Below are 25,985 nucleotides of genomic sequence, written 5' to 3' on the forward strand. Positions count from 1 at the left end.
GTCCTTGACGGACCCTAGATATCGAGGAACCTGACGTCCTTGGCGTTCTGCTGGATGAAGTTACGGCGTGACTCCACGTCCTCGCCCATCAGCACGGAGAAGGTCTGGTCGGCAGCCAAGGCATCGTCCATGGTGACCTGCAGGAGCGTACGGCGTTCCGGATCCATGGTGGTGTCCCACAGTTCGGTGTAATCCATCTCGCCGAGGCCCTTGTAGCGCTGGATTCCGTTGTCCTTGGGGAGGCGCTTGTTCAACGCGGCACCCTTGCGGATGGTCTCATCACGCTCGCGGTCGCTGTAAACGTAGTCGTGTGCTGCGTTGGACCACTTGATTCTGTAGAGCGGCGGCTGGGCCAGGTAGACGTAGCCGTTTTCAATAAGCGGACGCATGTAGCGGAACAGAAGTGTCATCAGCAAGGTAGTGATGTGCTGGCCGTCAACGTCGGCATCTGCCATCAGCACGATCTTGTGGTACCGCAACTTGGCGATATCAAAGTCCTCGCCAATGCCCGTACCGAATGCGGTGATCATGGACTGGACTTCGGCGTTACCCAGAGCCTTGTCCAGACGGGCGCGTTCCACGTTGAGGATCTTGCCTCGCAGCGGCAGAATCGCCTGGGTTTCGGGGTTGCGGCCACGCTTGGCCGAACCGCCGGCCGAGTCACCCTCCACCAGGTAGACCTCGCAGCGCGAGGGATCCTTCGACGAGCAGTCAGACAACTTTCCGGGCATGCCGAACGACTCCAGCGGGCTCTTCCGGCGTGCGTTGTCACGCGCCTTTCGGGCCGCCATGCGGGCCTGGGCAGCTGAAATGGCTTTGCGGATCACGTCGCGTGCAGGGCCAGGGTTGCGCTCAAGCCAGTCACCGAGCTGGTCGGTGACAACGCGTTGGACAAAGCCCTTGACCTCGGAGTTGCCCAGCTTGGTCTTGGTCTGGCCCTCGAACTGCGGTTCGGAAAGCTTCACCGAAATCACCGCGGTCAGGCCTTCACGGATGTCATCACCCGTGAGGTTGTCTTCCTTTTCCTTGATGATGCTCTTCTCCCGCGCGTAGCGGTTAATCAGCGAAGTCATGGCGGCCCGGAAGCCTTCTTCGTGCGTTCCACCCTCATGGGTGTTGATGGTGTTCGCGTACGTGTGGACGCTTTCCGAGTAGGCAGTGGTCCACTGCATGGCAACCTCGACGGCGATGTGCCGCTCGGTGTCTTCGGTTTCGAAGGCGATGACATCCTCGTGGACGATCTCGACCTTCTTGTTCGAGTTGAGGTGCTTGACGTAATCGAGCAGGCCGTCCGGGTATTCGTAAACTACCGTGCGGTGCTCGGCCGCTACTTCGCCCTCGGTTGCGACAGCGTCCAGATCCAGGTCGTCGTCGCCGTCGCGGGCGGCGGGTCGCTCATCGGTGAGGGTGATCTTCAGGCCCTTGTTGAGGAAGGCCATCTGCTGGAAGCGGGCACGAAGAGTCTCGAAATCGAATTCGGTGGACTCGAAGATGGAGCCGTCCGGGTAGAAGGTCTGCGAGGTACCGGTCGCCTCCGTCGCTTCACCCTTGACGAGTTCACCCTGCGGCTTGCCGCCGTCGGCGAAGGACATACGCCAAACGTGGCCCTGGCGGCGGACTTCGGTATCCACGCGCCGGGAAAGGGCGTTCACGACGGAGATGCCCACACCGTGCAGGCCACCTGAAACAGCGTATCCACCGCCGCCGAACTTACCGCCGGCGTGCAGGATGGTCATGACCACCTCAACCGTGGGCTTACCCTCGGTGGGGTGGATATCCACGGGGATTCCGCGTCCGTCATCGACCACCTTTACGCCGCCGTCAGCGCGAAGGGTTACTTCGATATGGCTGCAATAACCGGCCAGGGCCTCATCAACAGAGTTGTCCACCACTTCATAGACCAAGTGGTGCAGGCCGCGGGGTCCGGTTGAACCGATGTACATGCCGGGGCGTTTGCGCACGGCTTCGAGGCCTTCCAGCACGGTGATATCGCTGGCACCGTACTCCCTGGGCGCCTCTGTGGGCGTGTCAGGAGTGGGAACAGTCTCCTCTTCGGGCTCTACTGCCAAGGTCTCTGCATTGTCGTTAGCCACAGGCGCTTTCGACTCCTCTGTACTCGATGTCGGCCGTTCCCGGAGCTGCGCGCGGCGGACCGCGGCCGCCAACGGGCACGTGACTGATTGCGCCGATGAGTAACACGACGGGGTTCCCGAAGGCCACGAGGGTGGATTCAGGATCCGGCGACGTTTCACCGGCGCTCAGTGATCTACGCCAATTCTATCGTGGAAACACGCGAATCCTTGCAAATACAGGGGCAGCCCAGAGCTGAATATGCCGCTGGGAGGCCGCTGGCCCTATCTGCAATGGCCCTGCACACGTCCCGATGGGTGCCTATACGGCCCAGGGGCGTTGAAACGCCCTGCACGCCGCTCAGCCGTACGTATCCCTGGGTCCCCGACCGTTGACACTGCGGCCACCTTTCCGCCAACTTGGTGCGGACGGGCCCAGGACCTGGATGCTGGTGACAACTCCTTCACCAAGCTCATTCCGGAACAGTTCCAGGAGGCTGGTACTCAGCAACCGCAGCTGCGTGGCCCAGGCCGTCGAATCGCAGCGTACATGAAGTGTTGTGTCGGTGAAGCTCTCCGGGGTGCAGTGCGCGGAGATGTCCGGACCCACCAAGGTGTCCCATTCCGCCATGACAGAACCAACGGCAACAGGTGAAGTCCAGCCGCGTTCGGCTACCAGGCGCCCTACAACTTTGCCGAGCCCCAACGGGTCGCGGCCGCCGCCGTGAAACTGGGAAAAGCCGCGCGTATCCCGCAATCCTTTGCGCTTGGGGGCCGAACCCGGCCGGGGAGCACGTTGCCTCACTTCGCCGCGTGCAGCAGCTGCCTCCCGCATGCGGTTCAGCGCCGCTTGAGCAGCATCGATTTCGTCCGGGTCGCGGCCCGGTTGGAGTCCGTCGGGACTATCCTTCGCCATCGATGCCTCCCGGAACAACGGTTACGCGCCGTCCGGCCAGCTCCTCAGGGATGTCGGCGTCGACGGCGGCAGTCACCAGAACCTGCTCGGCACCGGCGACTATTGCAGCCAGTTTACGCCGCCGCTGGACGTCCAATTCAGCGAAAACGTCGTCCAGGATAAGGATCGGAGCAGTGCCGCCGGTCCGGGCGTCGTCCAGCATCACGTAGTAGGAAGCCAGGCGCAACGACAGGCACATGGACCACGTTTCGCCGTGGGACGCATAGCCCTTGGCCGGAGCTTGTCCCAAAGTGAGCTCCAGTTCGTCGCGGTGCGGGCCCACCAATGAAATACCCCGTTCGAGTTCCTTTTTCCTCGACGCCGCAAAGGCCTGGACATAGCGTTCGGTGAGTTCATCAACGGACAGCAGCCGGAGGTCCTCGAACGACGCCGGAGGTTCCGTTCCGCTGTTGGCCGGACCGCCGTCGTCGTCAAGAATGTCCTGGATGGTGGAGCGGTAAACCGCGCCGGCATCCTTGGACCCGTCCGTGAGCTGCGCGTATGCGCTGTTCAAGTGGGGACGCAGCCGTTCCACCAATTCGAGCCGTGCGTGCAGCAATTCGGCCCCGGCCCTGGCCATGTGCTGGTCCCAGACGTCCAAGGTTGCTTCATGGCCCGCCGTGAACTTGCCAGCGCGGGCCGATTTCAGGAGGGCGTTCCGCTGCTTCAGTACGCGGTCGTAATCGCTGCGGGTGGCAGCATGCCGGGGTACGAGGCTGACCAGGAGCTCATCCAGGAAACGTCGGCGGTTCGAGGGGTCGCCCTTGACCAAAGCAAGATCCTCAGGGGCGAACAGCACCGTGTGGCAAATTCCCAGGATGTCCCGCGCCCGGACCGGATTACCGCGGTTGATCCGTCCGCGGTTGGCACGACCAGAGTTGATTTCCAACTCGATGACCGTGGCTTGTTCACCACGGACCAACCTGGCCCGGATCATTGCGCGTTCCGCACCAAAACGAAGCAGCGGAGCGTCCGTGCTCACACGGTGGGAACTGAGCGTCGCCAAATATCCAATGGCTTCCATCAGGTTGGTCTTGCCGATCCCGTTGGAACCCACCAGGACCGTTACACCTGGACCAAGCTTCAAGTCCACCTGTGCGTAGCTGCGGAAATCCGTCAGCGAGAGATGTTCGAGGTACACGCCGTTTGCAGGACTCCTGCGGCCTAGTTGGCCGGACGGGTGGCGTGTCCGCCGAACTGGTGACGCAGGGCGGAGACCATCTTCATGGCCGGCGAGTTGTCTTCGCGCGAAGCAAAGCGGGCGAAGAGCGCGGCTGTAATGGCTGGTGCCGGAACTGCGTTGGCGATTGCCTCTTCAACGGTCCAGCGTCCCTCGCCGGAGTCTTCCACATAGTCGTCAATTGACGCCAGGCCGGGATCTTCATCGAGGGCCTTGACCATAAGGTCGAGGAGCCATGACCGGACCACAGTTCCTTTTTGCCATGCGCGGAAGGTTCCCGGAAGATCTTTGACGATGTCCTTGGCCGCCAGGAGTTCGTATCCTTCGGCGTAGGCCTGCATGAGGCCGTATTCGATGCCGTTGTGGACCATCTTGGCGTAGTGGCCTGCGCCGACACCGCCGACGTGAACGAAACTGTCCGCCCGATCGCCTTCGGGACGGAGGGCGTCGAAAATGGGCATCGCAAGTTCGATATCTTCTTCGGATCCGCCTGCCATGAGACCGTAGCCGTTTTGGAGACCCCATACACCGCCGGAAACGCCGCAGTCAGCGAAGCGAATGCCCTTGTCCGCCAGAGCGGCAGCATGCTTCTGGTCCTCGGTGAACCGTGAGTTCCCGCCGTCGATCACCATATCGCCGGGGCTGAGTTTCTCCCCGAGTTCGGTCACCACGGCATCAGTGATCTCGCCTGAGGGAACCATGACCCACACGACTCGCGGAGCAGGCAGTGCGGCGATGAGCTCGTCCACCGAAGCCACATCCGTGACATCCGGGTTGCGGTCGAAGCCTGTGACCTCGATGCCGCCCTTCCGCATGCGTTCGCGCATGTTGAAACCCATTTTTCCAAGGCCGATCAAACCGATGTGCACAGCGTTGACTCTTTTCTGCGAAAGCGGGCGGGTACTTGCCGATTAGTTGGGAAGGCGGACCGGCATCACGAGGTAGCGGTAGTCGTCCTGGTCTTCTCCGTCGGGTTCAGCCTGGGCCGTGATCATGGCCGGCTTCGGAGCCGTGGTGAACGAGAAGCGAACGTACTTGGTCTCGATGACGCTCAAGCCTTCAACGAGGTAGTGCGGGTTGAAGGCGACGGTGATGTCATCGCCGGAGAGCTGTGCTTCAAGTTCTTCGGAAGCCTGCGCATCTTCACCGGTACCGGCGTCGAGGTTCAGCAGGCCCTGCGTGAAGGCAAGTCGAACAGGGGTGTTCCGCTCTGCAACCAGCGAAACACGGCGTACGGCCTCGACGAGTTCCTGGGTCTGGACTGTTGCGTGGATCGGGGTGGAGTCCGGAAACAGAGAGCGGATCTTCGGGTAATCGCCATCGACAAGAAGGGACGTTGTGGTGCGTCCACCACTCTCGAAACCGATGAGGCGGCTGTCATCGTCCGCAAGGGCCAGGTTGATGTCACCGCTGCCGCCCAAGGTCTTGGCAACCTCGTTCAGGGTCTTGGATTTCACCAGCGCACTGGTAGAGATGCCGGGAGTTACGGGTTTCCAAGGGACTTCGCGCATGGCCAGGCGGTATCGGTCGGTGGCGAGGAGGGTGATGAGGTCATCCTCAATCTCCATGCGGACGCCGGTCAGGATCGGCAGAGTGTCGTCCTTGCTCGCCGCGATGATGACCTGGGAAACGGCTTGGGCAAAGGCGTCGCCGGGCAAGGTGCCGCTGATGGCCGGAAGTGCAGGCAACGCCGGGTACTCGGACTCCGGCATGGTGGCCAGGTGGAAGCTGCTTCGACGGCAAGTGAGAGTGACTTTGCTGCCATCGGTTTCAACTTCGACCGGTGCGGAAGGCAGGCTGCGGCAGATGTCTGCCAAAAGGCGTCCGGAGACCAGGATGGTGCCCTCGACGGCGATGTCGGCGGGGATTTCCAGACGGGCTGAGGTCTCGTAATCGAAGCTTGAGAGGCTTACGGTTCCTGCCTCGGCTTTGAGGAGAAGGCCCGAAAGCACGGGTACGGGCGGCCGCGGAGACAACGACCGCGCGGTCCACGTAACGGCTTCTGCCAGGACGTCGCGGTCGACTCTGAACTTCACGGAGGGGTGCCGCCTTTCATTGCTGCTGCCATGTAGTAGCCGCGGATCCCTGCTTGGAACCCGCTGAATCTTCGCAGTCCGGCATCGGAACCTGCATGGTCCGCACTGAGCGAACTACAAACAAGACCCAAGGATGGGAGCGCTGCTGACAGCTTAGCCGGAAGATCCGCGATTAACCCATCCCCGTTTGCCTGGACCCGTCCTATGTGGACAGCCGCAAGGCTGGCCTTGGCCGGGCCAATGGCCTGGTCCGGTGGGTGGTGGATCGAGATTGTTATTTGAGGGATTTCAATTTTTTGGGATTCGTAGTGTTAATAACTGCTGTGGAAACTGTGGATAACCCCATCCTGAGGCTTGGATCCGCGGTTAAGCCCTGTTCATGGACTGTGCGTTAACTGGGTTTTAAACAGGGTGTGGATGGGGACAACTCCGAAGCCGGTTTTTAACGATCCACAGACGCCTTAAGGGTTTTAAGCCCATTAACCGCGCTTGTCCCCTTAAGTATCCACAGGCTTATCCACATGCACCTGTTAATAAGGTATGTAGTGGCGGGAGCGATGTGGATTTCAGGAGTCGCGCTGCTGCTGCTTGATCCGGTTGGTGAGTTCGGTGACCTGGTTGTAAATCACACGACGCTCTGCCATCAGCTCGCGGATCTTCCGGTCTGCGTGGATCACGGTCGTGTGGTCACGCCCACCAAGCTCCTGGCCGATCTTCGGCAAAGACATGTCCGTGAGCTCACGGCAGAGGTACATGGCGATCTGGCGGGCCGTCACCAAAGTGCGCGTCCTGGACTTGCTGCAGAGTTCTTCCATGCTGAGCTTGAAGTAGTCAGCCGTCTGGTCAAGGATCTGCTTCGCCGTGATTTCCTGTGCACCGTCGTCGGTAATCAGATCCTTGAGGACCATCTCTGCGAGGGCAACGTCCACCGGTTGGCGGTTCAGGCTTGCAAAAGCGGTGACACGGATCAGTGCGCCTTCGAGTTCACGGATGTTGCTGGAGATTTTTGAAGCGATGTACTCCAGAGCGTCATCAGGAGCTGACAGGCCTTCGCTGAGGCCCTTCTTGCGGAGGATGGCGATGCGCGTCTCAAGTTCCGGCGGCTGGATGTCCGTCAAAAGTCCCCACTCGAAGCGGGAGGTCATGCGGTCCTCAAAGCCGGCAAGCATCTTGGGCGGCTGATCCGAGGTGATGACAACCTGCTTGTTGGCGTTGTGCAGGGCGTTGAACGTGTGGAAGAACTCTTCCTGCGTCCGGTCCTTGCCCGCCAGGAACTGGATGTCGTCGATCAGGAGGACATCAACATTCCGGTACGTGGTCTTGAAGCTGGTGCCTTCATCATCACGGATCGAGTTGATGAAGTCGTTGGTGAATTCTTCCGAGTTCACGTAGCGGACCCGGATGCCGCTGTAGAGCCTGCGGGCATAGTGGCCAATGGCGTGCAGCAGGTGGGTCTTCCCGAGACCCGAATCGCCATAGATGAACAGGGGGTTGTAGGCCTTGGCCGGCGCTTCTGCCACAGCGACCGCCGCAGCATGGGCGAACCGGTTCGAGGAACCGATCACGAAAGTGTCGAAGATGTACTTCGGGTTCAGGCGGCCGAACTCATGAGAAGTGCTCGGCGGCGTGGGCTGCGGCTTTGGCTCGACCGCCAGGTCCGGCGCCGTGGCAAGCTCGACGGCGGGTTCCGGCTCGGCATGGACGGGCACCAGTTCGGTATCGACGTCGATGGCGCACCGGATGTCATCCGAGAAGACGTTGCGGAGCGCATCATCCAAAGCGTCCTTGACCTGGGTCTGGAGGACCTCGCGGGTGAGCTCGTTGGGGACGGCCACCAGGAGGGTGGAGCCGATGAGGCCCTGCGCCTGGGCGAGAATGACGAAACCGCGCTGACGAGGAGTCACACGGTCGTCCTGTTCCAGGAGGCTCAGCACCCTGCGCCAGGAACTTCCGACAGTGTTGGCGTGGTTGGCTTCGTCTACTGTCATCAATCAGTTCCTAAATACTTGCTTGCCGGCGTTGCTTGCAGCCGAGGTGTCTCCGGCGGGCGCAGGTCTGGTCGTTAATCCACAGAGTTATGCACAGCGGGTGGAAAATGGGCTACTGAGCCACTCTAGGGGATGGAAACGCCAGAAGATAGCTGGGAAGTTGCCTGTGGATAATTACACGGTTGTGGTTCTCGAAACCGGCCTGTGAGCCACTTCATCCACAGCCTTGCAACCGTCCCTGAACACATCTGTGGATAGTTGCGCCGCGGTCTCCCGGTTTGACTGTGGCCCCTTTTTTGCCCTAACGTTGTGAAGTCCTTTGTGTCCGCTTTTGAGATCAGTTGTAACTCCGTACGTTCATCGTCCGGAAGGCAACGGCGGCAGGCACATACAAAACTTAGCGTCGGCCAGTTCTTCCCCTTTTTGATCGGGTGGGCGCACCTTTGATCCACTGGAGTAACTAACGTGAGCAAGCGGACTTTTCAGCCGAATAACCGCCGTCGGGCCAAGAAGCACGGCTTCCGCCTTCGTATGCGCACCCGTGCCGGCCGCGCCATCCTGGCTGCCCGTCGCGGCAAGGGCCGCGTCGAACTGTCGGCCTAAATAACTGACTTGTCGGTCAGTGTCTCTTTGCAGGTTCGACGGTGCTAGCCACCCCTAACCGTCTGCGGACGTCTACCGACTTTTCAACAACTGTACGTTCCGGCGTCCGCAATGGACGCCGGAACTTAGTGTTATATACGGCTCCTATCGGAGCCGGGGAGCCGAGTCGAATCGGTTTCATTGTCTCCAAAGCCGTCGGGAACGCCGTGACCAGGAACCTCGTTAAGAGGAGACTGAGAGAAGCAGGCGCACTTTCCCTGCATACGCATGGAACAGGCTTGGCGGTCGTGGTCCGGGCTCTGCCCGCAGCTGCACATGCGAGCTGGGAGCAGTTGCTCTCGGACTACAACGCCGCACTGGCAGTGACGACGAAGCGATTGGGTGGCTCGGTTCCGCCCAAGGCTTCGACCGAACACAACGGCACCACAACGGAAGGGACACCGCGTGCATGACATGAGCACCGCCGTCGTTCCTTCCTTGAGTGACCCTTCCGGGAAAGTTCCCTCGCGGAGCATTTCGGCAGCGGTAGGCACCTTCCTTTGGGAGCTGCCCCAAAACATCCTCATCATCTTGCTGAAGAGCTACCGCAAGGTAATTTCGCCCCTGTACGGCCAGGTTTGCCGTTTCTTTCCCTCCTGCTCGGCATACGCCCTGGAAGCAGTGACCGTGCATGGCGCCGTGAAGGGCAGCTGGCTTGCAGCCAAGAGGCTCGCCAAATGCCACCCTTGGAACGCCGGTGGAGTGGACCATGTCCCCGCCGGTCATCGTCATTGGCCTGAAGGCCGGACGCCCACAATTGTTGTACTGAACAATCCGGACCAGTTCCTGGCTGCTCAGGCTGATGAAGAAGGCCGCTCGGCGGCCTGACGAATAGGGATATCGTATGGATGACTTTTTTGGAACAATCATGTTCCCGTTCAAGTGGCTGGTGTCAATCATCATGGTTGGCTTCCATGAGGGACTGAGTTTCATTGGCCTGCCTGCCGCGAACGGTTGGACGTGGACTCTGTCCATCATCGGCCTGGTGCTGGTGATCCGTGCCGCCCTGATTCCCGTGTTCGTCAAGCAGATCAAGGCGCAGCGCGGAATGCAGCTGCTGCAGCCGGATCTGAAGAAGCTGCAGACCAAGTACAAGGGCAAGACCGACCAGCTTTCCCGCCAGGCGATGGCGCAGGAACAGATGGCGCTCTACAAGAAGCACGGAACCAACCCGTTCTCGGCCTGTTTGCCGATGCTGATCCAGATGCCGTTCTTCTTCGCGCTTTTCCAGGTGTTGTCGGGTATTTCCAGCGCAAAGAACGCCGGCAACGGAATCGGCGCGATGAGTGCCCAGCAGGTTGTCGAGTTCGATTCCTCCAGCATCTTCGGCGCGCCCCTCTCCTCTGCGCTCCTGCACGGCGGTGCCGGCAACATGTCAGTTGTCGTCCTGTCGATCCTCATGATTGTCGCGATGACGGCTTCGCAGTTCATCACCCAGAAGCAGATCATGGCCAAGAACATGTCCGAAGAGGCCATGGCCAGCCCGTTCATGCGCCAGCAGAAGATGATGCTCTACATCCTGCCGCTCGTCTTCGGTATTGGTGGCATCAACTTCCCGATCGGTGTCCTTATCTACTGGACCACCACCAACCTTTGGACCATGGGCCAGCAGTTCTTCGTCATCCGCCGCATGCCAACTCCGGGCTCACCGGCAGCGAAAGCCCTCGAAGAGCGCCGTGCAGCCAAGGGGCTGCCGCCGCTGCTGGGTGGCAAGAAGGCCGCGGAGGCCGCCGCTGAAGCCGAAGCCGCTGCTGCTGCGGCCGCAGAAATCCGGGCACAGCGCGTCCAGCCACAACGTAAGAACAGGAAGAAGAAGTAATGTCTGCCGAGAGCACTGAAGAAGTTATTGCCGCCGAAACTGAAGAGCAGGAAGACTCCCAGGAAGAGACGCAATCCAAGACGGCAAGCCGTCTGGAAGAGGAAGGCGACATCGCTGCCGACTACCTCGAAGAGCTTCTTGATATTGCCGACATCGACGGCGACATTGACATCGAGGTGCGCAACGGCCGTACCTACATCTCCATTGGTACCGATGAAGAGTCGGCGGCCCTGGACAGCCTGGTTGGCCGCGACGGTGAAGTTCTCGAAGCCCTGCAGGAACTGGCCCGACTGTCTGTTCTCTCGGCGACCGAGACCCGTTCACGCCTGGTTCTGGACATCAACGGCTACCGCAAGGAGCGCGCCGGCGTCCTGCAGCAGATCGCCGAAGACGCCGTGGCAAAGGTTAAGGCTGACGGTGGGACTGTGGCTTTGGAGCCGATGAGCGCCTACGAACGCAAGATTGTCCACGACGCCGTTGCTGACCTCGGCTTCGTCTCCGAGTCTGAAGGCGAAGGCGCCGGCCGCCACATCGTCGTTTCGGCTGACTAGAGCCCATGGTCGAAATCACCGCGGCTGAATTGACAGCGGCAGAGAAGATTTTTGGGGAGCGCCTGGATCTTGCCAAGCGCTATGTCGAACACCTGGCCACCTCAGGCACGGAACGTGGTTTGATTGGCCCGCGCGAGATCCCGCGGCTGTGGAGCAGGCACGTCCTCAACTGTGCGGTCATCGAGTCCGCGATCGCCAGGAACAGCCATGTTGCCGACGTCGGTTCCGGTGCCGGACTTCCCGGCCTTTGCCTTGCCATTGCCCGTCCGGATCTTGAACTGACATTGATCGAACCCCTGGAACGGCGGGTCATCTGGCTACAGGAAGTAGTGGACGACCTCGGTCTGGACAACGTGACCGTGATGCGGACCCGTGCCGAACTGGCTGTGGGAATGGTTGATGCGGATGTCGTTACTGCCAGGGCGGTGTCAGCCCTGACCAACCTTGCCGGGTTGACGATTCCCCTTCTCAACGGCAACGGTGAAGTGGTGGCCATCAAGGGGCGTAGCGCCGGTGAAGAGATCGAGAAGGCCGCCAAGGTCATCCGGAAGCTCGGGGGCGTGGAAACTTCCGTTGTTGTGTGTGGACAAGAACTGTTGGAGGAACCCACCACTGTGGTGAGGATTATCGTCAACAAGGCCGGAAAGACGGCGTAGATCCCGTTTGGTTTCCAGCGTGTCGGCGACTGAGCGGTTAGGCTAGAGAACGGCAGCAAGCGCCGAATGAGAGTGAGAGTGTGACCAGTGGGTAGTGAAACCTCCACGCAACGAATCCCCCCGTTTATGTCTTTGGGGTCCGCGCGGGCCATGGCTACCCCCTCTTCGTCTCTGCAGTCCGCTATTGTGCGCACTGATCCGGTTGCAAATGCTGCAGTTTCACGTGAAACCGCCTTGGATGGAGTGCAGAACGTGATGGATTCCATCGATGATTCCAGTCCGATCGCACGGCAGCTCGCCAACGAGACCCGCCGTCGTGAACGCCTGATAGGCCGCGAACTCCCCAAGCCTGAAGCAACCCGTATCTTCACCGTTTCAAACCAAAAGGGTGGCGTTGGCAAGACGACCACGACGGTGAATATCGCTGCTGCATTGGCGTCCGCCGGTCTGAATGTCCTCGTCATCGATATCGATCCACAGGGCAACGCGTCCACCGCGCTGGGCATCGAGCACCACGCTGATGTAGACAGCATCTACGACGTCCTCATCAACGATCTCCCCCTGAAGGAAGTCGTCGCACCTTGCCCTGACATTCCCAATCTGATCTGCGCACCTGCAACGATTCACCTGGCCGGTGCAGAGATCGAGCTTGTTTCCCTTGTGGCGCGCGAGCAGAGGCTCCGGCGTGCCATCGATGTATATGCCAAGGAACGGGAAAAGAACGGTGAAGGTCGTCTGGACTTCATCTTCATCGATTGCCCGCCCAGCCTCGGCCTGCTCACGGTCAACGCGTTCTGTGCAGCCAGCGAAGTTCTCATCCCCATCCAGTGCGAGTACTACGCCCTTGAGGGTTTGAGCCAGCTCCTCAAGAACATTGAGATGATCCAGAAGCACCTCAATGCCGACCTCGTGGTCTCAACGATTCTCCTGACCATGTATGACGGCAGGACAAACCTTGCCGCGCAGGTCGCTTCGGAGGTCCGCCAGCACTTCCCCCAGCAGGTGCTGAGTGCCGTGGTTCCTCGTTCCGTGCGTATCTCTGAGGCGCCAAGCTATCAGCAGACGGTCATGACCTACGATCCTTCATCGAGCGGCGCGCTGTCCTACATGGAAGCCGCAGCCGAAATCGCTGAACGTTAGAATTCTTGAAACACAGCAACAGCCAGGGCCAGTCCGTGCTCGGCTCTTCCATGGAGGGATGAATCAATGAGCGAAAAGCGAAGGGGCCTCGGCAGGGGTCTTGGGGCTCTCATTCCTAGCTCGGCCGCAGCCCAGGGAAACGGCGCCGCTCCGTCCCGTCCCGTGGATCTGTTTTTCCCGGAAGCACGGAAGACTGCTGAACCGACGGTTGATATTGCCCCCGAGGACACAACGGCGCCTGATACTGCCTCCGAGTCCGGGAACTCCACTGCATCAACCAAAAAGGCCCCTGCGGCGAAGGCACCTGCCGAGGCTCCGGCTGCAAAGGCTCCGGCCGCCAAATCGAGCAAGCCCCGTTCTGCTGCTACCAAGGCGACGGCAGCTGATCAGCCGAAGCCCGCCGAGGTTGCTGATGCGCAGGAGGCGTCGGCCGTAGCCAAGACTCCTGCCGCTGCCCAGTCCAGTAACGTTGAATTGGTAGAGGTACCGGGGGCCCGTTTTGCGGAAATTCCGGTTGGCGATATCCATCCGAACCGCAAGCAGCCGCGCTCGGTATTCGATGAAGACGATATGGCGGAGCTGGTTCACAGCGTTCGCGAAATAGGCGTTCTCCAACCAATTGTCGTGCGAACCTCAACCGAAAAGGGTGGAGAGCCGTACGAACTCGTCATGGGCGAGCGTCGCTGGCGGGCCGTACAAGCCGCCGGGCTTGAAACCATCCCTGCAATCGTCCGCGACACCACTGACGACGACCTCCTTCGTGACGCGTTGCTGGAAAACCTGCACCGCAGCCAGCTGAACCCATTGGAAGAGGCTGCTGCCTACCAACAGCTCCTTGAAGACTTCGGAACAACGCACGAGCAGTTGGCGGACCGCATTGGCCGTTCACGTCCCCAGGTCTCCAATACGCTGCGCTTGCTCAAGCTTCCCCCGTTGGTTCAGCGTAGGGTTGCCGCCGGCGTTCTCTCTGCGGGCCATGCCCGGGCGCTCCTGGCGCTCCCTGATGCGGCGGCAATGGAACGTCTGGCTCAGCGTATCGTTGCCGAGGGTATGTCCGTGCGCGCTACGGAAGAAGCCGTGACGCTGTACCAGGACCCCACCGCCCCAGCGAAGAACAGCATTCCTAAGCCGAACGCCCGCCACGAACGGCTCGATTATCTTGCTTCGTCGCTCTCCGACCGTTTGGACACCAACGTGAAGATCACGTTGGGCGCCCGTAAGGGGCGGGTAAGTATCGAATTCGCCAGTGTCGAGGACCTGAACCGTATAATGAACGTTCTTGGCCCTGGTGCTGAGGACTGAGTCTGTTTAGATCTATTGAGGGATCCGCCCGTTGGGGCGGATCCCTTTTTCTGTCCGCTTATGGGCCCCGGTGACCGAGTTCTGCGGCCGCATAGATTTTTGATGTCGTGGTTTCACGTGAAACTGGGCATAGGGGGCGGTAGTTCCCGGACCACCATCGATTAAGGGCTAAGCGCTGAAATTGGATGGCAGCGATACTGCCAAGCCGCGAGCTGGTGATTGATCTTGCCCTGCTCGGATCTGGTGTCGACATCGGTGTGACATAGCGTGACGGTGTACCTTCGACTCCAACCATGCGTTTGCCCCGGTTCTGTCTCGTATTGGGCGTGGCCGGCAGATTGTGATGGTATTTCGCGTTCATGACCTCTAGGGAAGTGGAATTTGAGTTGCTCCGGTGTCGATACTCCAGGAAGTGTGCAGTCGAGGCGATCAGTCCCTCCGTTTTGCAATCCGCCAGAATGTTGGGGCGTAGGTTTCACGTGAAACAGTGCTGGGATCCCGCCACGAACCGCAGCCGCACACGGAAAGGTCGTTGGTCTCTGTGCCCTCCGTCCTGGCAATCTGCTTCCGGGTCTGACAGGCCTTGGCGCGTTCGCGATTGCACGGGCTCCACGAGCAGTTAGTGTCCCAAACGGTGGAGAGGACAGTAGCGATGTGACCATACGGATTGCAGAATGTACTCAGAACTGAAAGTGGACACTTCGCCACGGGCATTTGGTTAGTGTCGATGGGAAGCGCGCGATCAATAGGCCATACATTATGCTTCTTGAGCGTTTCACGTGAAACGTTGCCCAAGCTGAACCAACTTGATTCCTGCGGTACGGTGGCCACGGCTTCTTTGGCAGGGAGCTTGTGCGTCAGCCTGCAGGGCAATGATCTTGCCCTGCAGTAGCTGAGCCTCTGGCGCCTTATGTACGGGCGGTAGGACGCTGCACTTGGACGTCTCATACACTGTGGTTTCACGTGAAACCCCGTGGTTCCAGGGGTGAGAATCCAATGTATATCCGTATCACAGCGCGGTCTGGGGGGCTGAAAGTTGAGATCTCACCCCGTGGCACACCCGCTGCTATAGATGGAGCGAATCAAGAAGCGAAATGTTCCCGCCACTCCCCTCGCATCGCCCATAGCCATAGGAGGACCAGAGTAGCTCTGTAAGACTCTCGACAGTCTAACTCCTAGGCACGGCTGCCCGGCCGCGCACAAACACCAGTTACGGCTCCTAGCGCGCCTCAGGTAGGACAGTAAGGCGGCGGATGCGATTCGGAGTGCCGCCTGGGTGAAGCCCGCCCTGGGGAAGGTCCGGCCGATGGCCCGAGCGCCGCCTCGCATGGGCGGCCAGCAGAGCAAAAGAGTGTGCCTTCTGACGGGTGACTGGTCGCCTGCGGGCTGGTCCGCTCATCTAGTTGCTCGGCGGCGTAGGTATAACCGTCCCAGTTGGTTCCTTTGCAGCCCATTCCTTCTGGTGCCCGCGCCCTGGTTCGACAGCGTAGGACATGGACTGCCGTGGCTATCGATGGCACTCTGCGAACTACAGTTGCCGCCGGGTGAAGCATCCATAGGTCGCCAACCGAGCAGGCTCATGTAACTTTCTGTCCCGTGTGTTCACTAGAGGGTTCGTGTTGCTCGCTGCATATTCCTGCGGTACGTGACATCTAGTAACTGGGCCGATGCGGGCAATTAGAGGAAGGTGGGGTCTATTGGGGTTCAGATAGGGATCGTTCTGGACAGGAGGAGGCTATTGCCTTGGATCAGAGGTACCCACGAAGACCATCCTTTCTGAAGTGCGCTCCCCCAAGCATGGCTGCTGAACGAGATGTCGCGCCTGTGTCCTTTACGGTCGAGCTCATCAGTCAGCACTCGCGCGGCAATTCCAGGTCCTCTGAGGGATCTGTTGGCTGCTATGGGTCCGCTTGGTTTGGTAGCTTTTCCTCACCCGCAGTGTCGGGTAAGGCAGGCTGTAAGGGAGTTACTTGATCCACGCGCGCCTACCGGCTCAGAGCTATAGGTCCGATGTCGCTTCTCACCTTGCAGGCATTCAGACTCGGTGTCGCGACGAGGGCTACGTGGCATGGCGTGGTGGATGGTGTGCGCATTGCCGGCGCCGACAGTGGGAGTGCCTCCACTGTGCGACGCTGACCACCCCAATGAGGCGCGGCCTCTACAGACAACGCCTCCGTTTCACGTGAAACGGAACGAGCCGTGTGCAACTGTGAGTTCTCTGGAGCCTGCATGGGACTGTGGATTCACCGGTGGATAAGTCTGTGGATAACTTTGGGGATAACCATCGGCTTCGGTGAGACTTACCCTTTCAGCGCGACGCTCCTGGAGCGCGTATCCTTGCACGGATAGGGGCAGCAGTCGAACCGCAGACCCTGCTCCCCCTAAAGCTGACATAAGTTTCGGCGTCGAACTGGCAATTCCACGGGTTTACAGCGGTTTTGAGCTGATTGACTATGAGGAACGGGGCGCGAATGTAGGGAAATCGCATCTCCATCCCGGTACACCAGCAGCATGGTCCGCAAGCAGGCTCCAGGGCAAGCAGAGTGTTCGTAGATAGTGGTGTGCGGGCAACATCATTGCCGGTGTATAACCCTGTGGATAACTTTGTGGATAAGAAGAGTGAGGCCTGTGACCAAATCGCTCCCGCGTGCATATGTTGGATGCGACTGGTAGCTCGGCCGACCGCCGGATCGAGCTACTAGGGCTATCGCTCATTTGAGGTCAGACGGGGGACGTACTAAGCCCTGACTGTGAACGTCATGCAGCGGTCCGGCTCAGCAAGATGGGGTTCGTCTGTAGTACTTGCTTATCTGCGTGCCTTCCGTTGCTGTCTAACTCCTACCGTCTCTATTCATCTGACGTATGGGCCCCTGATATCGACTCTCTCCATTACGCCGAGAGGGGTGGCGTTGAGGCTGGGTAGTCCATCGGTTCCCTACCGGTGACATCCGCAGAGTGGAACAGACTGGCAGGCGGTCAGCCGAGGGACTTCTGATTTGGTCCCCCCGCGGTGAATAGCTTTGCGTCATGTCGGCTTCAGGACGGACACTAATTAGTGCTCCTCCCGATGGGGGGCGTGCTGCCCTCCTGACCAACGCTGAGGAGAGGCCGGCGCGGGTCCCAGTCCGAAGGCGAACAAGTGCGCGTGAGTTCTGTAGAGACGTGGCTTCAAACGATGAATGCATTCGCCGTTGGCGAGCCTTTGTTGGGGCGCGCTGATGAGATGCTGTTTCACGTGAAACCTCTCGGCAGTTCCCGGCGAGGGGTGGCCTGGCCGGAGTTCGCAGCAGTCGCGAGATCGAACCAAGGCGAAGGCCCGATACTCCATTCTGCAGAGTGTGATCAGTACCTTAGCAGTGGACTGTCCCTTCGTAGGTTTGCGAACCGATCGCGCGAGGGACTGGTGAGCAACAAGACTGGGCAGGGTCTCAGTAGCGGGACTGTCCATACCGAGTTAGACCAGGGTGATGTTGCTGCCGATTCCAGGGAAAGGCGATGCCTGCCTGCCATGGTGACACAGTAGCCGCAGGGCAGGCATCTGTGCACAGTCCATGGCAACGACACGAGAAGCGGCCTGGACGAGGAGATAGAAACATGCCCCCGGGCAACGAGGGCGGTTGACCCGGCCGACCGCCGTTAGTCAGCTGCTTGCATGCAGTGGGAATCGTGTGAAGGTTGGGATGGCGCGGGACGTGCCTGTGTACGTACTGCTACTTCAAGACCACATGGGTGGAGTGTGGCTTGAGCGAATGTCCGATGTCCGGATAGTGTTCGAGCGGCAGTACACAGAAATCGAGCTGACGTGGGTGGTTTGTTGCTCGAGGACTTTCATGTGGGTGCCGATTGGGCGGATTTGTCTATCTCGACATAGGCGCGCCCTGCCATGAGACGCCATGTTTCACGTGAAACGGATGCCCAAGTGATCCCTCCCAGCCAAGCCATAGGAGCAGTGGTCCATCGCTGAGCACTTTTCGACGCCGGCGACCGTTACAGGTGATGGGTTTTCGCGGCCGATCCCCCGTCGCAAGCACCTGAGTGTCTGTTGCAGAGTAGATTCGCTGCACCTGGATTTCGCGAGGATTGGTCCGACTTGGGTAGTCTCCCTCGGAGTTGCCGGTATGCCTATCAAATCCAAGGTGGTCCCTCGAAGCGGGTGCCTAACGCAGACGACTGCACGAATCCTGAGGCCATGGCCCGTTGCCCTCACCCTGTCGGAAGACGAATCCAGTTGCACGTCGAACGTGCAAGACGGTCAGCCGAAAGGGTATCCGCAGCTGGCAATAAGGGCATGAAGGTTGGCAGCGGCGGTCTGGCACTGCTGACTAGCTGTGTTTTTCGATTCCGGGGGGATGGCTGGTAGCAACTGCGATCTGTGCCTGCAGTGGCGCTGGAATGGAAGTTGGATTGGCTCCCTCTGTGGCCGGGCTTACGGTCTCTTGGGTCTATCCGTCGAGGTAGATCGTCCTATTCGGCCCAATGCGCCAGTAAGCGCCGCTTCCTCCGCTGTTCCGGACGCGGGCCTCTTACGGCCCAGAAGTGGCTACTGAGGGGCATATAAGGGCTGATATGCAGCAAGAGGGTCAATTGCTCCTGCGGGCCCAATGAGGGGTCAGAGGGCCTCTGGAGTGCCTGTCGGTGTCGCTGCTACCGCTCCTGTGAAGGTGGAATGCAGACGCTGTGCCCTGCGCTGCCTGCGGCCGGTCCTAGGAAGGCTCCGAGGCGGGAAGATTGTCCGCTGGTGGGCTCCTGTGGATGGAATGCAGCCGGCCCACCTGGCTGTGCTTCTGTAGCTGGCCCTAGAAGTTTCAGCACGGGAGGAGTGTGTCCGCTGGCGTCGATGAGCCCGGGCACCCAGCATCAGCACTCCGGATACCTTGGCGGATAGCTACTCCCCTTACGGCCAACTCAAGCTGGGTGCTATCCGCAGCTGCTCCAGTGTGCGTGACCAGCGCCGTCTGCTGCGCCATAGGCTGTTTCACGTGAAACCAACGGAGGATCCCCTGAACACGCCGCCATTCTCGAGCTGTGCTGGCGTGTTTCACGTGAAACGCGCACGAGCCTCCTGGTGCCCCTCGTTCCCTCTTCCCTCTGATGAGTGGACGACACAGGGGAATCGTCTCAGGATTGCAAGGACCACGAGGGGTCTAGGAGAAGCTACTACGGCAGCCCCACCTTTGGTGCTGCTACGGCAGGGAGCCGAACGAGCTCCTTCAGTGCAGCTGGCGAGAATCGATGACGGGAGGCAGGACGTCCGCACGGAGCCTTCAATTCCGTGAACCCGCGCGTATCCCTCAATGGTTGGAATCGCGTTGGAAGTCCCGCGTCCCATACGAAAAAGTGGATGTCGTTCCGCAACGGAACCGGGACCCGCTGGAAGGTCGCACGCGGTCTGCTGGCCTCCGCGATGCTGGCAAGCTAAGAGAGGGCAAAGCCAACTTCCGGTACTGCGTCACGCCGGAGGCCCTGGTCAGCCGACCACCACAAAAGGCCGTCCGCACACCATCGAAGCCGCTCCGGCACCCTTCGAAAGCCAAACTCAGCCATACCCAGCTAAGGCAAACCGTGGAGCAACAGTTCCGGGGATCTGAGCGCCCCCTGTGAATCTAGACATCAAAACGCTACCCACCGACGTTTATTTCCCGCCGAGAACAGAAAAAGCCGGCCGCCCAGCTCCCTCGGGAGCAGAACGACCGGCTTTCTCAAAAATCCGAGAACAACCCTAGGACAGAACGTCCGCGAATTCCTTCTCAAAGAACTGCTTCGGCTTGGCGCCGATCACGGTGCTCTTCACTTCTCCGCCGCTGAACAGGTAAACAGCAGGAATGGAGGTGATGCCGTACTCGGCAGCGATTGCCGGGTTGTCGTCGACGTTCAGCTTTACGACGTCGACCTTTTCGCTGTATTCAACGGAGATCTCGTCGAGGATGGGTCCGAGCTTGCGGCAGGGGCCGCACCACTCTGCCCAGAAGTCCACGATGACCGGCTTGTCGGAAGCCAGGACATCCGTGCTGAAGCTTGCGTCAGTTACGTCTTTTGCGTTGCTCATAACTTTTCCCTTCGTATGGTTGCTGGATGCAGCTTAGGAGTGCAGGTCTGCGAGGTAGTGCTCGACGTCGAGGGCCGCGACACAACCGGAACCGGAAGCCGTAATGGCCTGGCGGTAGGTGGGGTCGATGACGTCGCCCGCGGCGAACACACCCTTGATGTTGGTACGGGAGCTGCGACCCTCGACGGCGATGGTGCCTTCGGGAGTCAGCTCGACTTTGCCCTTCACCAGGTCCGTGCGCGGATCGTTTCCGATGGCAACGAAGACTCCGGAGACAGCGAGCTCGGACTCGGTTCCATCCACGAGGTTCTTCAGCTTCAGCCCGGTGACCTTGTCCCCACCGAGAACATCTTCAACAGCCGTGTTCCAGACGAAGTTGATCTTCTCGTGGGCCTGGGCGCGGTCACCCATGATCTTGGAAGCCTTGAGGGTGTCGCGGCGGTGTACCACGGTGACGGACTTGGCGAACTTGGTGAGGAAGAGTGCTTCCTCCATCGCGGAGTCGCCACCACCAATTACTGCGATGTCCTGGTCCTTGAAGAAGAAACCGTCACAGGTTGCACACCAGCTAACGCCGTGGCCCGAGAGCCTCTTCTCATTCGTCAGACCCAGCTCACGATATGCCGAGCCGGTGGACAGGATGATGGCCTTCGCCTGGAAGGTCTCCCCCGTACCGATCGTCACGGTCTTGATGTCGCCGTCGAGGTCGAGTTCCGTGACATCCTCGAAGAGGATCTCGGTACCGAAACGTGCGGCCTGTTTCTCGAAGTTCTCCATGAGATCCGGACCCATGATGCCATCCGGGAATCCAGGGTAGTTCTCAACGTCCGTTGTGTTCATCAGTTCGCCGCCGGCGGTGACGGAACCAGCAATGAGCAGAGGCTTCATGTTGGCACGGGCGGTGTATACAGCGGCTGTGTAGCCGGCAGGGCCTGAACCTACGATGATGACGTCACGCACCTGCGATGCGCTGTTTTCTGCAATGCTCACGTGGCGTGAACCTCTTCCTTAGTCGATGCTGCGGCTCTCGGGGCAGCCACCTGACTCAACCCCTGATGCGTTCCAAATATTCCGTTGGAGTTGGGGACCGTAAAAAGCCACCAGCATTCAGGGTACCGTCTGGCCCCCGGTGATATCGAAGCGGTGACGCCGGCGCAGACAGCAGCAGGGGCCGCTCCGACGAATCAGAACGGCCCCTGCCGTGACGACGTGGACGCAATTACTGGACGGCGACCTCAGCGAGGCGGAGGCCGAAACCGTACTGCGTCTTGGGCGCGGCCAGCTTGGGCAGCGCCTTGATGACGACAATGACGTACTGGGCCTTCGTGGGCGTCGCCAGCGGAATGGTCAGTTCGGGTGACGTGAAGCTGTTGGTGCCCACGAGCTTGGCACCGTCCATGGCGGGACGGTCGTTGGTGAAGACGCTGATATTTCCACCGGAACCACCGAGCTGGTTAAGGACAACGGACTTCACGTCCGCCGGTTCCTTCAGCTTGATCATCAGCGGGACTTCCTCGGACAGTCCGCCCCAGTTGGCCGTTGCGAATTCCATGTCCGACCAGTAGCTCGCAGCGTTGCCATCGAAGGCTTTCCCGAGGTCCTTATCGAACGTGGCCGCGAACGGGAAGTTGCCCAAGCGGGTGATTTCCTGGATGGCCGGCGGAGCCGCGGGCGGAGCAGTCTCCGTGGGCTGCGGCTGCTCGCTGGCAGTTTCAGAAGGCTGGGGCGCCGGCGTGGTCTGGGTCGCGGCAGGCTTGCTGCTGGGCAGGAGACTTCCCAGGTTGGTGACGGCGAGGACGAGCCCCACAATCAGGACTGCTGCCAAGAGGCCTCCCACGAGCCAACGCAGCGAGCGGGGTTCCTTTTCGGGAGCTTCCTCTTCGTAGACGTCGTCTCCGTCGGTGTAGTCCTCCGTGACAGCCGACGACGCCGGGAAGCTGCTTGCCGCGCGCTCGTCACCGGATGTTCTTCCACGGTTGGAGGCCGCGGCACCCGCTGCGGAGGCGCCACCAGCTGCGGCACCACGCTCCGAGTACCCGTAGTCCTCTTCGGACCAGAGGGAGACCTTGGGCTCGGAACCCTGCTCACGCGCGGGCGCATCCTGCGAAGGAGCTACCTGCGAAGACACGGCTTGCGTGCGCGGCTCGGAGGGCTGAACGGACTGCGAAGACACGGCCTGTGTCGGCGGCTCAGCGTCCGAAGCGGGTGAAGCGGCAGCACCGGCGTCGTTGTTCTTTGAACCGGCGTTCCTCAGCGCGGAAGCGGCGGCAGCACCGGCGGCGCCTGCACCGGCCGCCGCAGCGGCCAGCTTGCCTGCGATGCCGCTCTTGGCGGACGAAGGATTTGCCGCCGGCATGGGCGGTACATGCGGTGCGCTGCGGGTAGGCGCAGCAGGCTCCGGCTCGTCCTCCGGTTCGGGAGCGATGGCGTAGCCGTTTTCGTCGTACTGGATGTATTCGGCCTCGTGCTCGTCATCCTCGTAGAGTCCGTCGTAGGTTTCGGGCTCATAGGTGCGTGCCTGGCCGAAGATCTCGCTGCCGAGGGTCTCCGTGAAGAACGGCTCGATGTACGGCGGGTTGGTGGCCACCACGAGGTCCAGCAGGTCCGGAGCGGTGCTGTGGTTGGTGATCAGGTACGTGGTGTTGTCGCTGATGCCAAGGTCCAGGATCTGGACGTGCCCGGGGCGCTCCCCTGTGGCCACCTCGCGGGCGCTCTGTGCGACTTGCTCGGCGTTTCCGGGACCGGCAACGAGGATGCTCACGGGACGGTTGAGGACCTGGTCCACGCCGTCGAGCACCTGATCTTGGTCATGCGAGGTCAACACATTGGCCGTGACCTTGTAGCGGCCGCCAAGTACTGATCCGACGTCGATCGGGTGGGACACGTGTTCCTCCTAGGCTGTCCGGGAGCTGCGGGTCCTGCACACGGATGGCCGGACGGGCCGGTTCAACCGCTTCTGCAACTACCTATATTCGTTTCTAGCCTAGCGGATTGAGGCCCGCCGCCCACGTTGGCGGCACCGGCTCACTTCCGGCGGTTCCGCGGAGCAGGGAAGTATGGATTGCGTCCAGCGTCGCCCTGATAGGTCCGCCTGCCCGGCAGCGGGACCGCTGGACGGAACCTGCTGCCCTGTGCTGTGCTGGGTTCGTCTTCCTCCGGCAGATAAGTCTTGGGCGCGTCCGGTTCGTTTGTTGAAGGCTGCGTGGAACGTTGTGGGGCCACCGCGGGTCCCGCACGGTACGACGCGGCATCGAACTCGCCTGAGATGCGTGGAATCAAACCGGTATCGTCCGAAACCGTGGCGCGTGCCGCCGTCGTGGGTTCCACCTCGCCGGAAACCGGAGCGGGGCCGCCGCGGCCCAGACGGCTCATCAGCGGGCGCAGGAGGTCGCGAAGTTCCGTGACGTGGAAAACGCGAAGCAGGACAAGGTAGGCGAGCAGCATTACAGGCCCGACGACGATCACGGTCACCAGGGCAGCCGGGCGGCTGCTCCACGCGAAACCGTCGGCTCGGTAGCTGCCGAGCAGCCACAACGCGATGGCACCGGCTACGGCGGATCCGAGGCCTGCGTAACCCATGCGGATGTACGAATTGGCGATGCGTGGACCGTCGAGGTGACCCAGCAGACGCCGCAGGAATACCACGCTGATCACCACGGAGAGGATGTTGCCCAGCGTGTAGAGAATGGCGATGGCGTAGATGATCTGGCCCACGGGCAGGAACTGGATGAAGAAGGCGCCCACGACATAAATCACTGCGAGCCACAACTGCACATACAGAGGTGTGCGGGCGTCCTCGTTGGCGTAGAACACGCGGGACATCATGAAGTTGGCACTCAGGAACGGCGTGCTGAGAGCCAGAATGGTGAGCGTTTGGGCCAACATGACACCGTCCTGCGGCTCGCCACCGGAGAAGAACATGCCAAGTGGTCCGGCCAGGGCGAACAGCGCCAAGGCCCCGAAAACGGTAGCGACGGCCATGGTCCGGAGGCCGTGCGAGAGGGCGTCGCGAAGTTCGGCTTTATTGCCGTCCTGCGATGCGCGCGTCATGCGGTTAAAGAGGACGGTGGCCAAGGACAGGGCGATGATGGAGTGCGGCAGCAGGTACAGCTGGCTGGCAACCTCCAGCACAGCGTTGCCGGGCAGCACAGCCGCAGCTGCCCTGTCTCCGGCATTGTCCAGGCGGAGGCGCTCGGCGCCCGGGATCGTCGCGATCCTCATGATGTACAGGAACGCCAACTGCCCGACGGCGGCAGTCGCCAGCGTCCAAACGCTCAGCTTGGCGGCCTGGCCCAGTCCAACGCCGCGCCAGCCGAAGCGCGGACGCAGGCCCAGGCGCAGCCGGAACACGGGAATGAGCAGGATGGCCGTTTGTGCCACCACACCGAACGTGGAGAACCCGGCAAGCAGGAAGGTTTGGGTCGGTCCCCAGTTGTCCAGGGTGTGCGGGTTGGTGATGTTGGCGCCGAGGATCCAGATGAACAGCCCCAGACCGGCGATGGCCACAAGGTTGTTGAGGATGGGTGCCCACATGGCAGGGCCGAACGCGCCGTGGGCATTCAGTACTTGGGTGAGCAGGGCATAGAGCCCGTAGAAGAAGATTTGCGGGAGGCACCACAGCGCAAAGGTGACTGCCAGCGCCTTTTGTTGCTCGGAGTAGCCCTGGGTGGTGAGGTCGATGACCAGAGGTGCGGCAAGGGTCACCAGGGCCGTAAGCGCCAGGAGTACCAGCACAGCCAACGTCAGCAGCCTGCTGAGATAGTCGGCGCCGCGGTCGGGAGCCTTGCTGGCCTTGATGATCTGCGGAACCAGGACGGCGTTGAACACGCCGCCGGCCACGAGCAGGAAGATCAGGTTCGGCAGGTTGTTCGCGTTGATGAATGTGTCATTCACCGTGGAGCCCAGGCCGAGCGCGGCACCGAGCATCCAGGTTTTGGCGAAGCCAAGGAACCGGGAAACCAGCGTTCCGGCAGCCATGATGGCGCTGGAACGGGCTTCACCGGATTGAACGGACTGGGTTGTTTTGGCTTCAGACATCGCCTTTATCGTCCCATGTACCCGGGTCAGAGATGTTCCGGCAGCACTTCCCGCGCCAGATCGGCGATGCGGCGTTCATTCGGGAAGGACAACTTTCGGGCCAATTCCTGGATGGGGACCCACGCAGCGTCCACGGCTTCCTGGTCCGGATCATTCTCGATGGTCAGCTCGCCACCCGTTGCCCTGAGCAGGAAGTGATGCACTGTTTTGTGGACCCGGTGGCCGCTCACGGTAAACCAGTAGTCGATGCTGCCCAGGGGTGCCAGGATGCTGCCCTCAATGCCGGTCTCCTCGGCGATCTCACGTACAGCAGCTTCCTCATTGTTCTCCCGGCCCTCCGGATGGCCCTTCGGCAGGCACCACTCAAGCCGGCCACCCCTGTTAAGGCGGGCGATGATCGCAACCCGGAGTTCGCCGTCGGACGTGTCAACCACAACGCCGCCCGCTGACACTTCCTCCACCGTGGGAAGCGAGGCCTGCGCCGGGTGCTGCGGGGCAGGCGCGACGTGCGCACCGATTGCCGACGGCAATGGTGCGTTTGTCCTCCTGCCTGGAGCGCTCGGT

General features: G+C 60.8%; 18 protein-coding genes and 1 pseudogene. 8 read left to right on the forward strand and 11 right to left on the reverse strand.

What is annotated here, in order from left to right; all coding sequences use genetic code 11:
* Positions 1-14: 14 nt before the first annotated feature.
* From gyrB to dnaA, 6 genes and pseudogenes are all read right to left on the reverse strand, one after another.
* Positions 15-2,093, reverse strand: coding sequence for a DNA topoisomerase (ATP-hydrolyzing) subunit B (gene gyrB, locus ACFVSI_RS03880; RefSeq protein ID WP_387819961.1), 2,079 nt, complete (start codon positions 2,091-2,093; stop codon positions 15-17).
* A 337-nt stretch (positions 2,094-2,430) separates the two neighbouring features.
* A complete protein-coding gene (locus ACFVSI_RS03885) occupies positions 2,431-2,985 on the reverse strand; it encodes a DUF721 domain-containing protein (protein WP_387819962.1) in 555 nt (184 codons plus the stop codon).
* Positions 2,972-4,165, reverse strand: a complete 1,194-nt coding sequence (gene recF, locus ACFVSI_RS03890; protein ID WP_387819964.1) for a DNA replication/repair protein RecF — start codon at positions 4,163-4,165, stop codon at positions 2,972-2,974. Before recF ends, ACFVSI_RS03885 begins: the two co-directional genes overlap by 14 nt.
* A 23-nt stretch (positions 4,166-4,188) precedes the next feature.
* Positions 4,189-5,100, reverse strand: a pseudogene (gene gnd / locus ACFVSI_RS03895) (phosphogluconate dehydrogenase (NAD(+)-dependent, decarboxylating)); the annotation flags it as partial.
* Between the two features lie 15 nt (positions 5,101-5,115).
* Entirely contained in the window at positions 5,116-6,240 is a 1,125-nt protein-coding gene (gene dnaN / locus ACFVSI_RS03900) for a DNA polymerase III subunit beta (protein WP_262276683.1), read from the reverse strand.
* Between the two features lie 566 nt (positions 6,241-6,806).
* Positions 6,807-8,228: a chromosomal replication initiator protein DnaA gene (gene dnaA, locus ACFVSI_RS03905; RefSeq protein WP_387819966.1), complete on the reverse strand. Its 1,422-nt coding sequence runs from the start codon at positions 8,226-8,228 to the stop codon at positions 6,807-6,809.
* A gap of 465 nt (positions 8,229-8,693) precedes the next feature.
* Here dnaA and rpmH point away from each other — a divergent pair, with 465 nt between their 5' ends.
* The 8 genes from rpmH (at position 8,694) to ACFVSI_RS03945 (ending at position 14,338) form a co-directional block, all read left to right on the forward strand.
* The gene (rpmH, locus tag ACFVSI_RS03910; RefSeq protein WP_011776797.1) at positions 8,694-8,831 is read left to right on the forward strand and encodes a 50S ribosomal protein L34; all 138 of its coding nucleotides are present in this window, start codon (positions 8,694-8,696) and stop codon (positions 8,829-8,831) included.
* A 41-nt stretch (positions 8,832-8,872) separates the two neighbouring features.
* Positions 8,873-9,283 (forward strand): ribonuclease P protein component, encoded by a 411-nt coding sequence (gene rnpA, locus ACFVSI_RS03915; RefSeq protein ID WP_387819968.1) that lies wholly within the window; start codon positions 8,873-8,875, stop codon positions 9,281-9,283.
* A 1-nt stretch (position 9,284) separates the two neighbouring features.
* Complete coding sequence (yidD, locus tag ACFVSI_RS03920; protein ID WP_387820219.1) at positions 9,285-9,698, forward strand: membrane protein insertion efficiency factor YidD; 414 nt, start codon at positions 9,285-9,287, stop codon at positions 9,696-9,698.
* Between the two features lie 16 nt (positions 9,699-9,714).
* A complete protein-coding gene (yidC, locus tag ACFVSI_RS03925; RefSeq protein ID WP_387819970.1) occupies positions 9,715-10,689 on the forward strand; it encodes a membrane protein insertase YidC in 975 nt (324 codons plus the stop codon).
* Complete coding sequence (locus tag ACFVSI_RS03930) at positions 10,689-11,240, forward strand: protein jag (protein ID WP_387819972.1); 552 nt, start codon at positions 10,689-10,691, stop codon at positions 11,238-11,240. The genes yidC and ACFVSI_RS03930 overlap by 1 nt, the downstream gene beginning before the upstream one ends.
* A 5-nt stretch (positions 11,241-11,245) precedes the next feature.
* Positions 11,246-11,896 (forward strand): 16S rRNA (guanine(527)-N(7))-methyltransferase RsmG, encoded by a 651-nt coding sequence (rsmG, locus tag ACFVSI_RS03935; protein ID WP_144660268.1) that lies wholly within the window; start codon positions 11,246-11,248, stop codon positions 11,894-11,896.
* Positions 11,897-12,022: 126 nt separating this feature from the next.
* Entirely contained in the window at positions 12,023-13,036 is a 1,014-nt protein-coding gene (locus ACFVSI_RS03940) for an AAA family ATPase (protein ID WP_387819974.1), read from the forward strand.
* A 66-nt stretch (positions 13,037-13,102) separates the two neighbouring features.
* Positions 13,103-14,338: a ParB/RepB/Spo0J family partition protein gene (locus ACFVSI_RS03945; RefSeq protein ID WP_387819976.1), complete on the forward strand. Its 1,236-nt coding sequence runs from the start codon at positions 13,103-13,105 to the stop codon at positions 14,336-14,338.
* 5,719 nt (positions 14,339-20,057) lie between these two features.
* On the opposite strand, the gene trxA is transcribed toward ACFVSI_RS03945, so the two are convergent.
* The 5 genes from trxA to ACFVSI_RS03970 all read right to left on the reverse strand — a co-directional run bounded on the left by trxA (position 20,058) and on the right by ACFVSI_RS03970 (position 25,951).
* Positions 20,058-20,384, reverse strand: coding sequence for a thioredoxin (gene trxA / locus ACFVSI_RS03950; RefSeq protein WP_144660274.1), 327 nt, complete (start codon positions 20,382-20,384; stop codon positions 20,058-20,060).
* A gap of 33 nt (positions 20,385-20,417) precedes the next feature.
* On the reverse strand, positions 20,418-21,374 hold the full coding sequence (trxB, locus tag ACFVSI_RS03955) for a thioredoxin-disulfide reductase (protein ID WP_274258750.1): 957 nt from the start codon (positions 21,372-21,374) through the stop codon (positions 20,418-20,420).
* Positions 21,375-21,603: 229 nt separating this feature from the next.
* Positions 21,604-23,268 carry an ABC transporter substrate-binding protein gene (locus ACFVSI_RS03960; RefSeq protein ID WP_387819979.1) on the reverse strand — a complete coding sequence of 555 codons (1,665 nt, stop codon included), beginning with the start codon at positions 23,266-23,268 and terminating at the stop codon, positions 21,604-21,606.
* A gap of 140 nt (positions 23,269-23,408) precedes the next feature.
* A complete protein-coding gene (murJ, locus tag ACFVSI_RS03965) occupies positions 23,409-25,421 on the reverse strand; it encodes a murein biosynthesis integral membrane protein MurJ (protein ID WP_387819981.1) in 2,013 nt (670 codons plus the stop codon).
* A 26-nt stretch (positions 25,422-25,447) separates the two neighbouring features.
* Entirely contained in the window at positions 25,448-25,951 is a 504-nt protein-coding gene (locus tag ACFVSI_RS03970; RefSeq protein WP_274258994.1) for an NUDIX hydrolase, read from the reverse strand.
* Positions 25,952-25,985: the final 34 nt, after the last annotated feature.

It is taken from the genome of Paenarthrobacter sp. NPDC057981, from assembly GCF_042886835.1.
Classification (GTDB): Bacteria; Actinomycetota; Actinomycetes; order Actinomycetales; family Micrococcaceae; genus Arthrobacter.

Coding starts and splice junctions, on each gene's coding strand:
- ACFVSI_RS03885 (WP_387819962.1), bottom strand. CDS start 2,985: ATGGCGAAGGATAGTCCCGACGGACTCCAACCGGGCCGCGACCCGGAC.
- dnaA (WP_387819966.1), bottom strand. CDS start 8,228: ATGACAGTAGACGAAGCCAACCACGCCAACACTGTCGGAAGTTCCTGG.
- yidD (WP_387820219.1), top strand. CDS start 9,285: ATGAGCACCGCCGTCGTTCCTTCCTTGAGTGACCCTTCCGGGAAAGTT.
- yidC (WP_387819970.1), top strand. CDS start 9,715: ATGGATGACTTTTTTGGAACAATCATGTTCCCGTTCAAGTGGCTGGTG.
- ACFVSI_RS03930 (WP_387819972.1), top strand. CDS start 10,689: ATGTCTGCCGAGAGCACTGAAGAAGTTATTGCCGCCGAAACTGAAGAG.
- rsmG (WP_144660268.1), top strand. CDS start 11,246: ATGGTCGAAATCACCGCGGCTGAATTGACAGCGGCAGAGAAGATTTTT.
- ACFVSI_RS03940 (WP_387819974.1), top strand. CDS start 12,023: ATGTCTTTGGGGTCCGCGCGGGCCATGGCTACCCCCTCTTCGTCTCTG.
- ACFVSI_RS03945 (WP_387819976.1), top strand. CDS start 13,103: ATGAGCGAAAAGCGAAGGGGCCTCGGCAGGGGTCTTGGGGCTCTCATT.
- trxA (WP_144660274.1), bottom strand. CDS start 20,384: ATGAGCAACGCAAAAGACGTAACTGACGCAAGCTTCAGCACGGATGTC.
- murJ (WP_387819981.1), bottom strand. CDS start 25,421: ATGTCTGAAGCCAAAACAACCCAGTCCGTTCAATCCGGTGAAGCCCGT.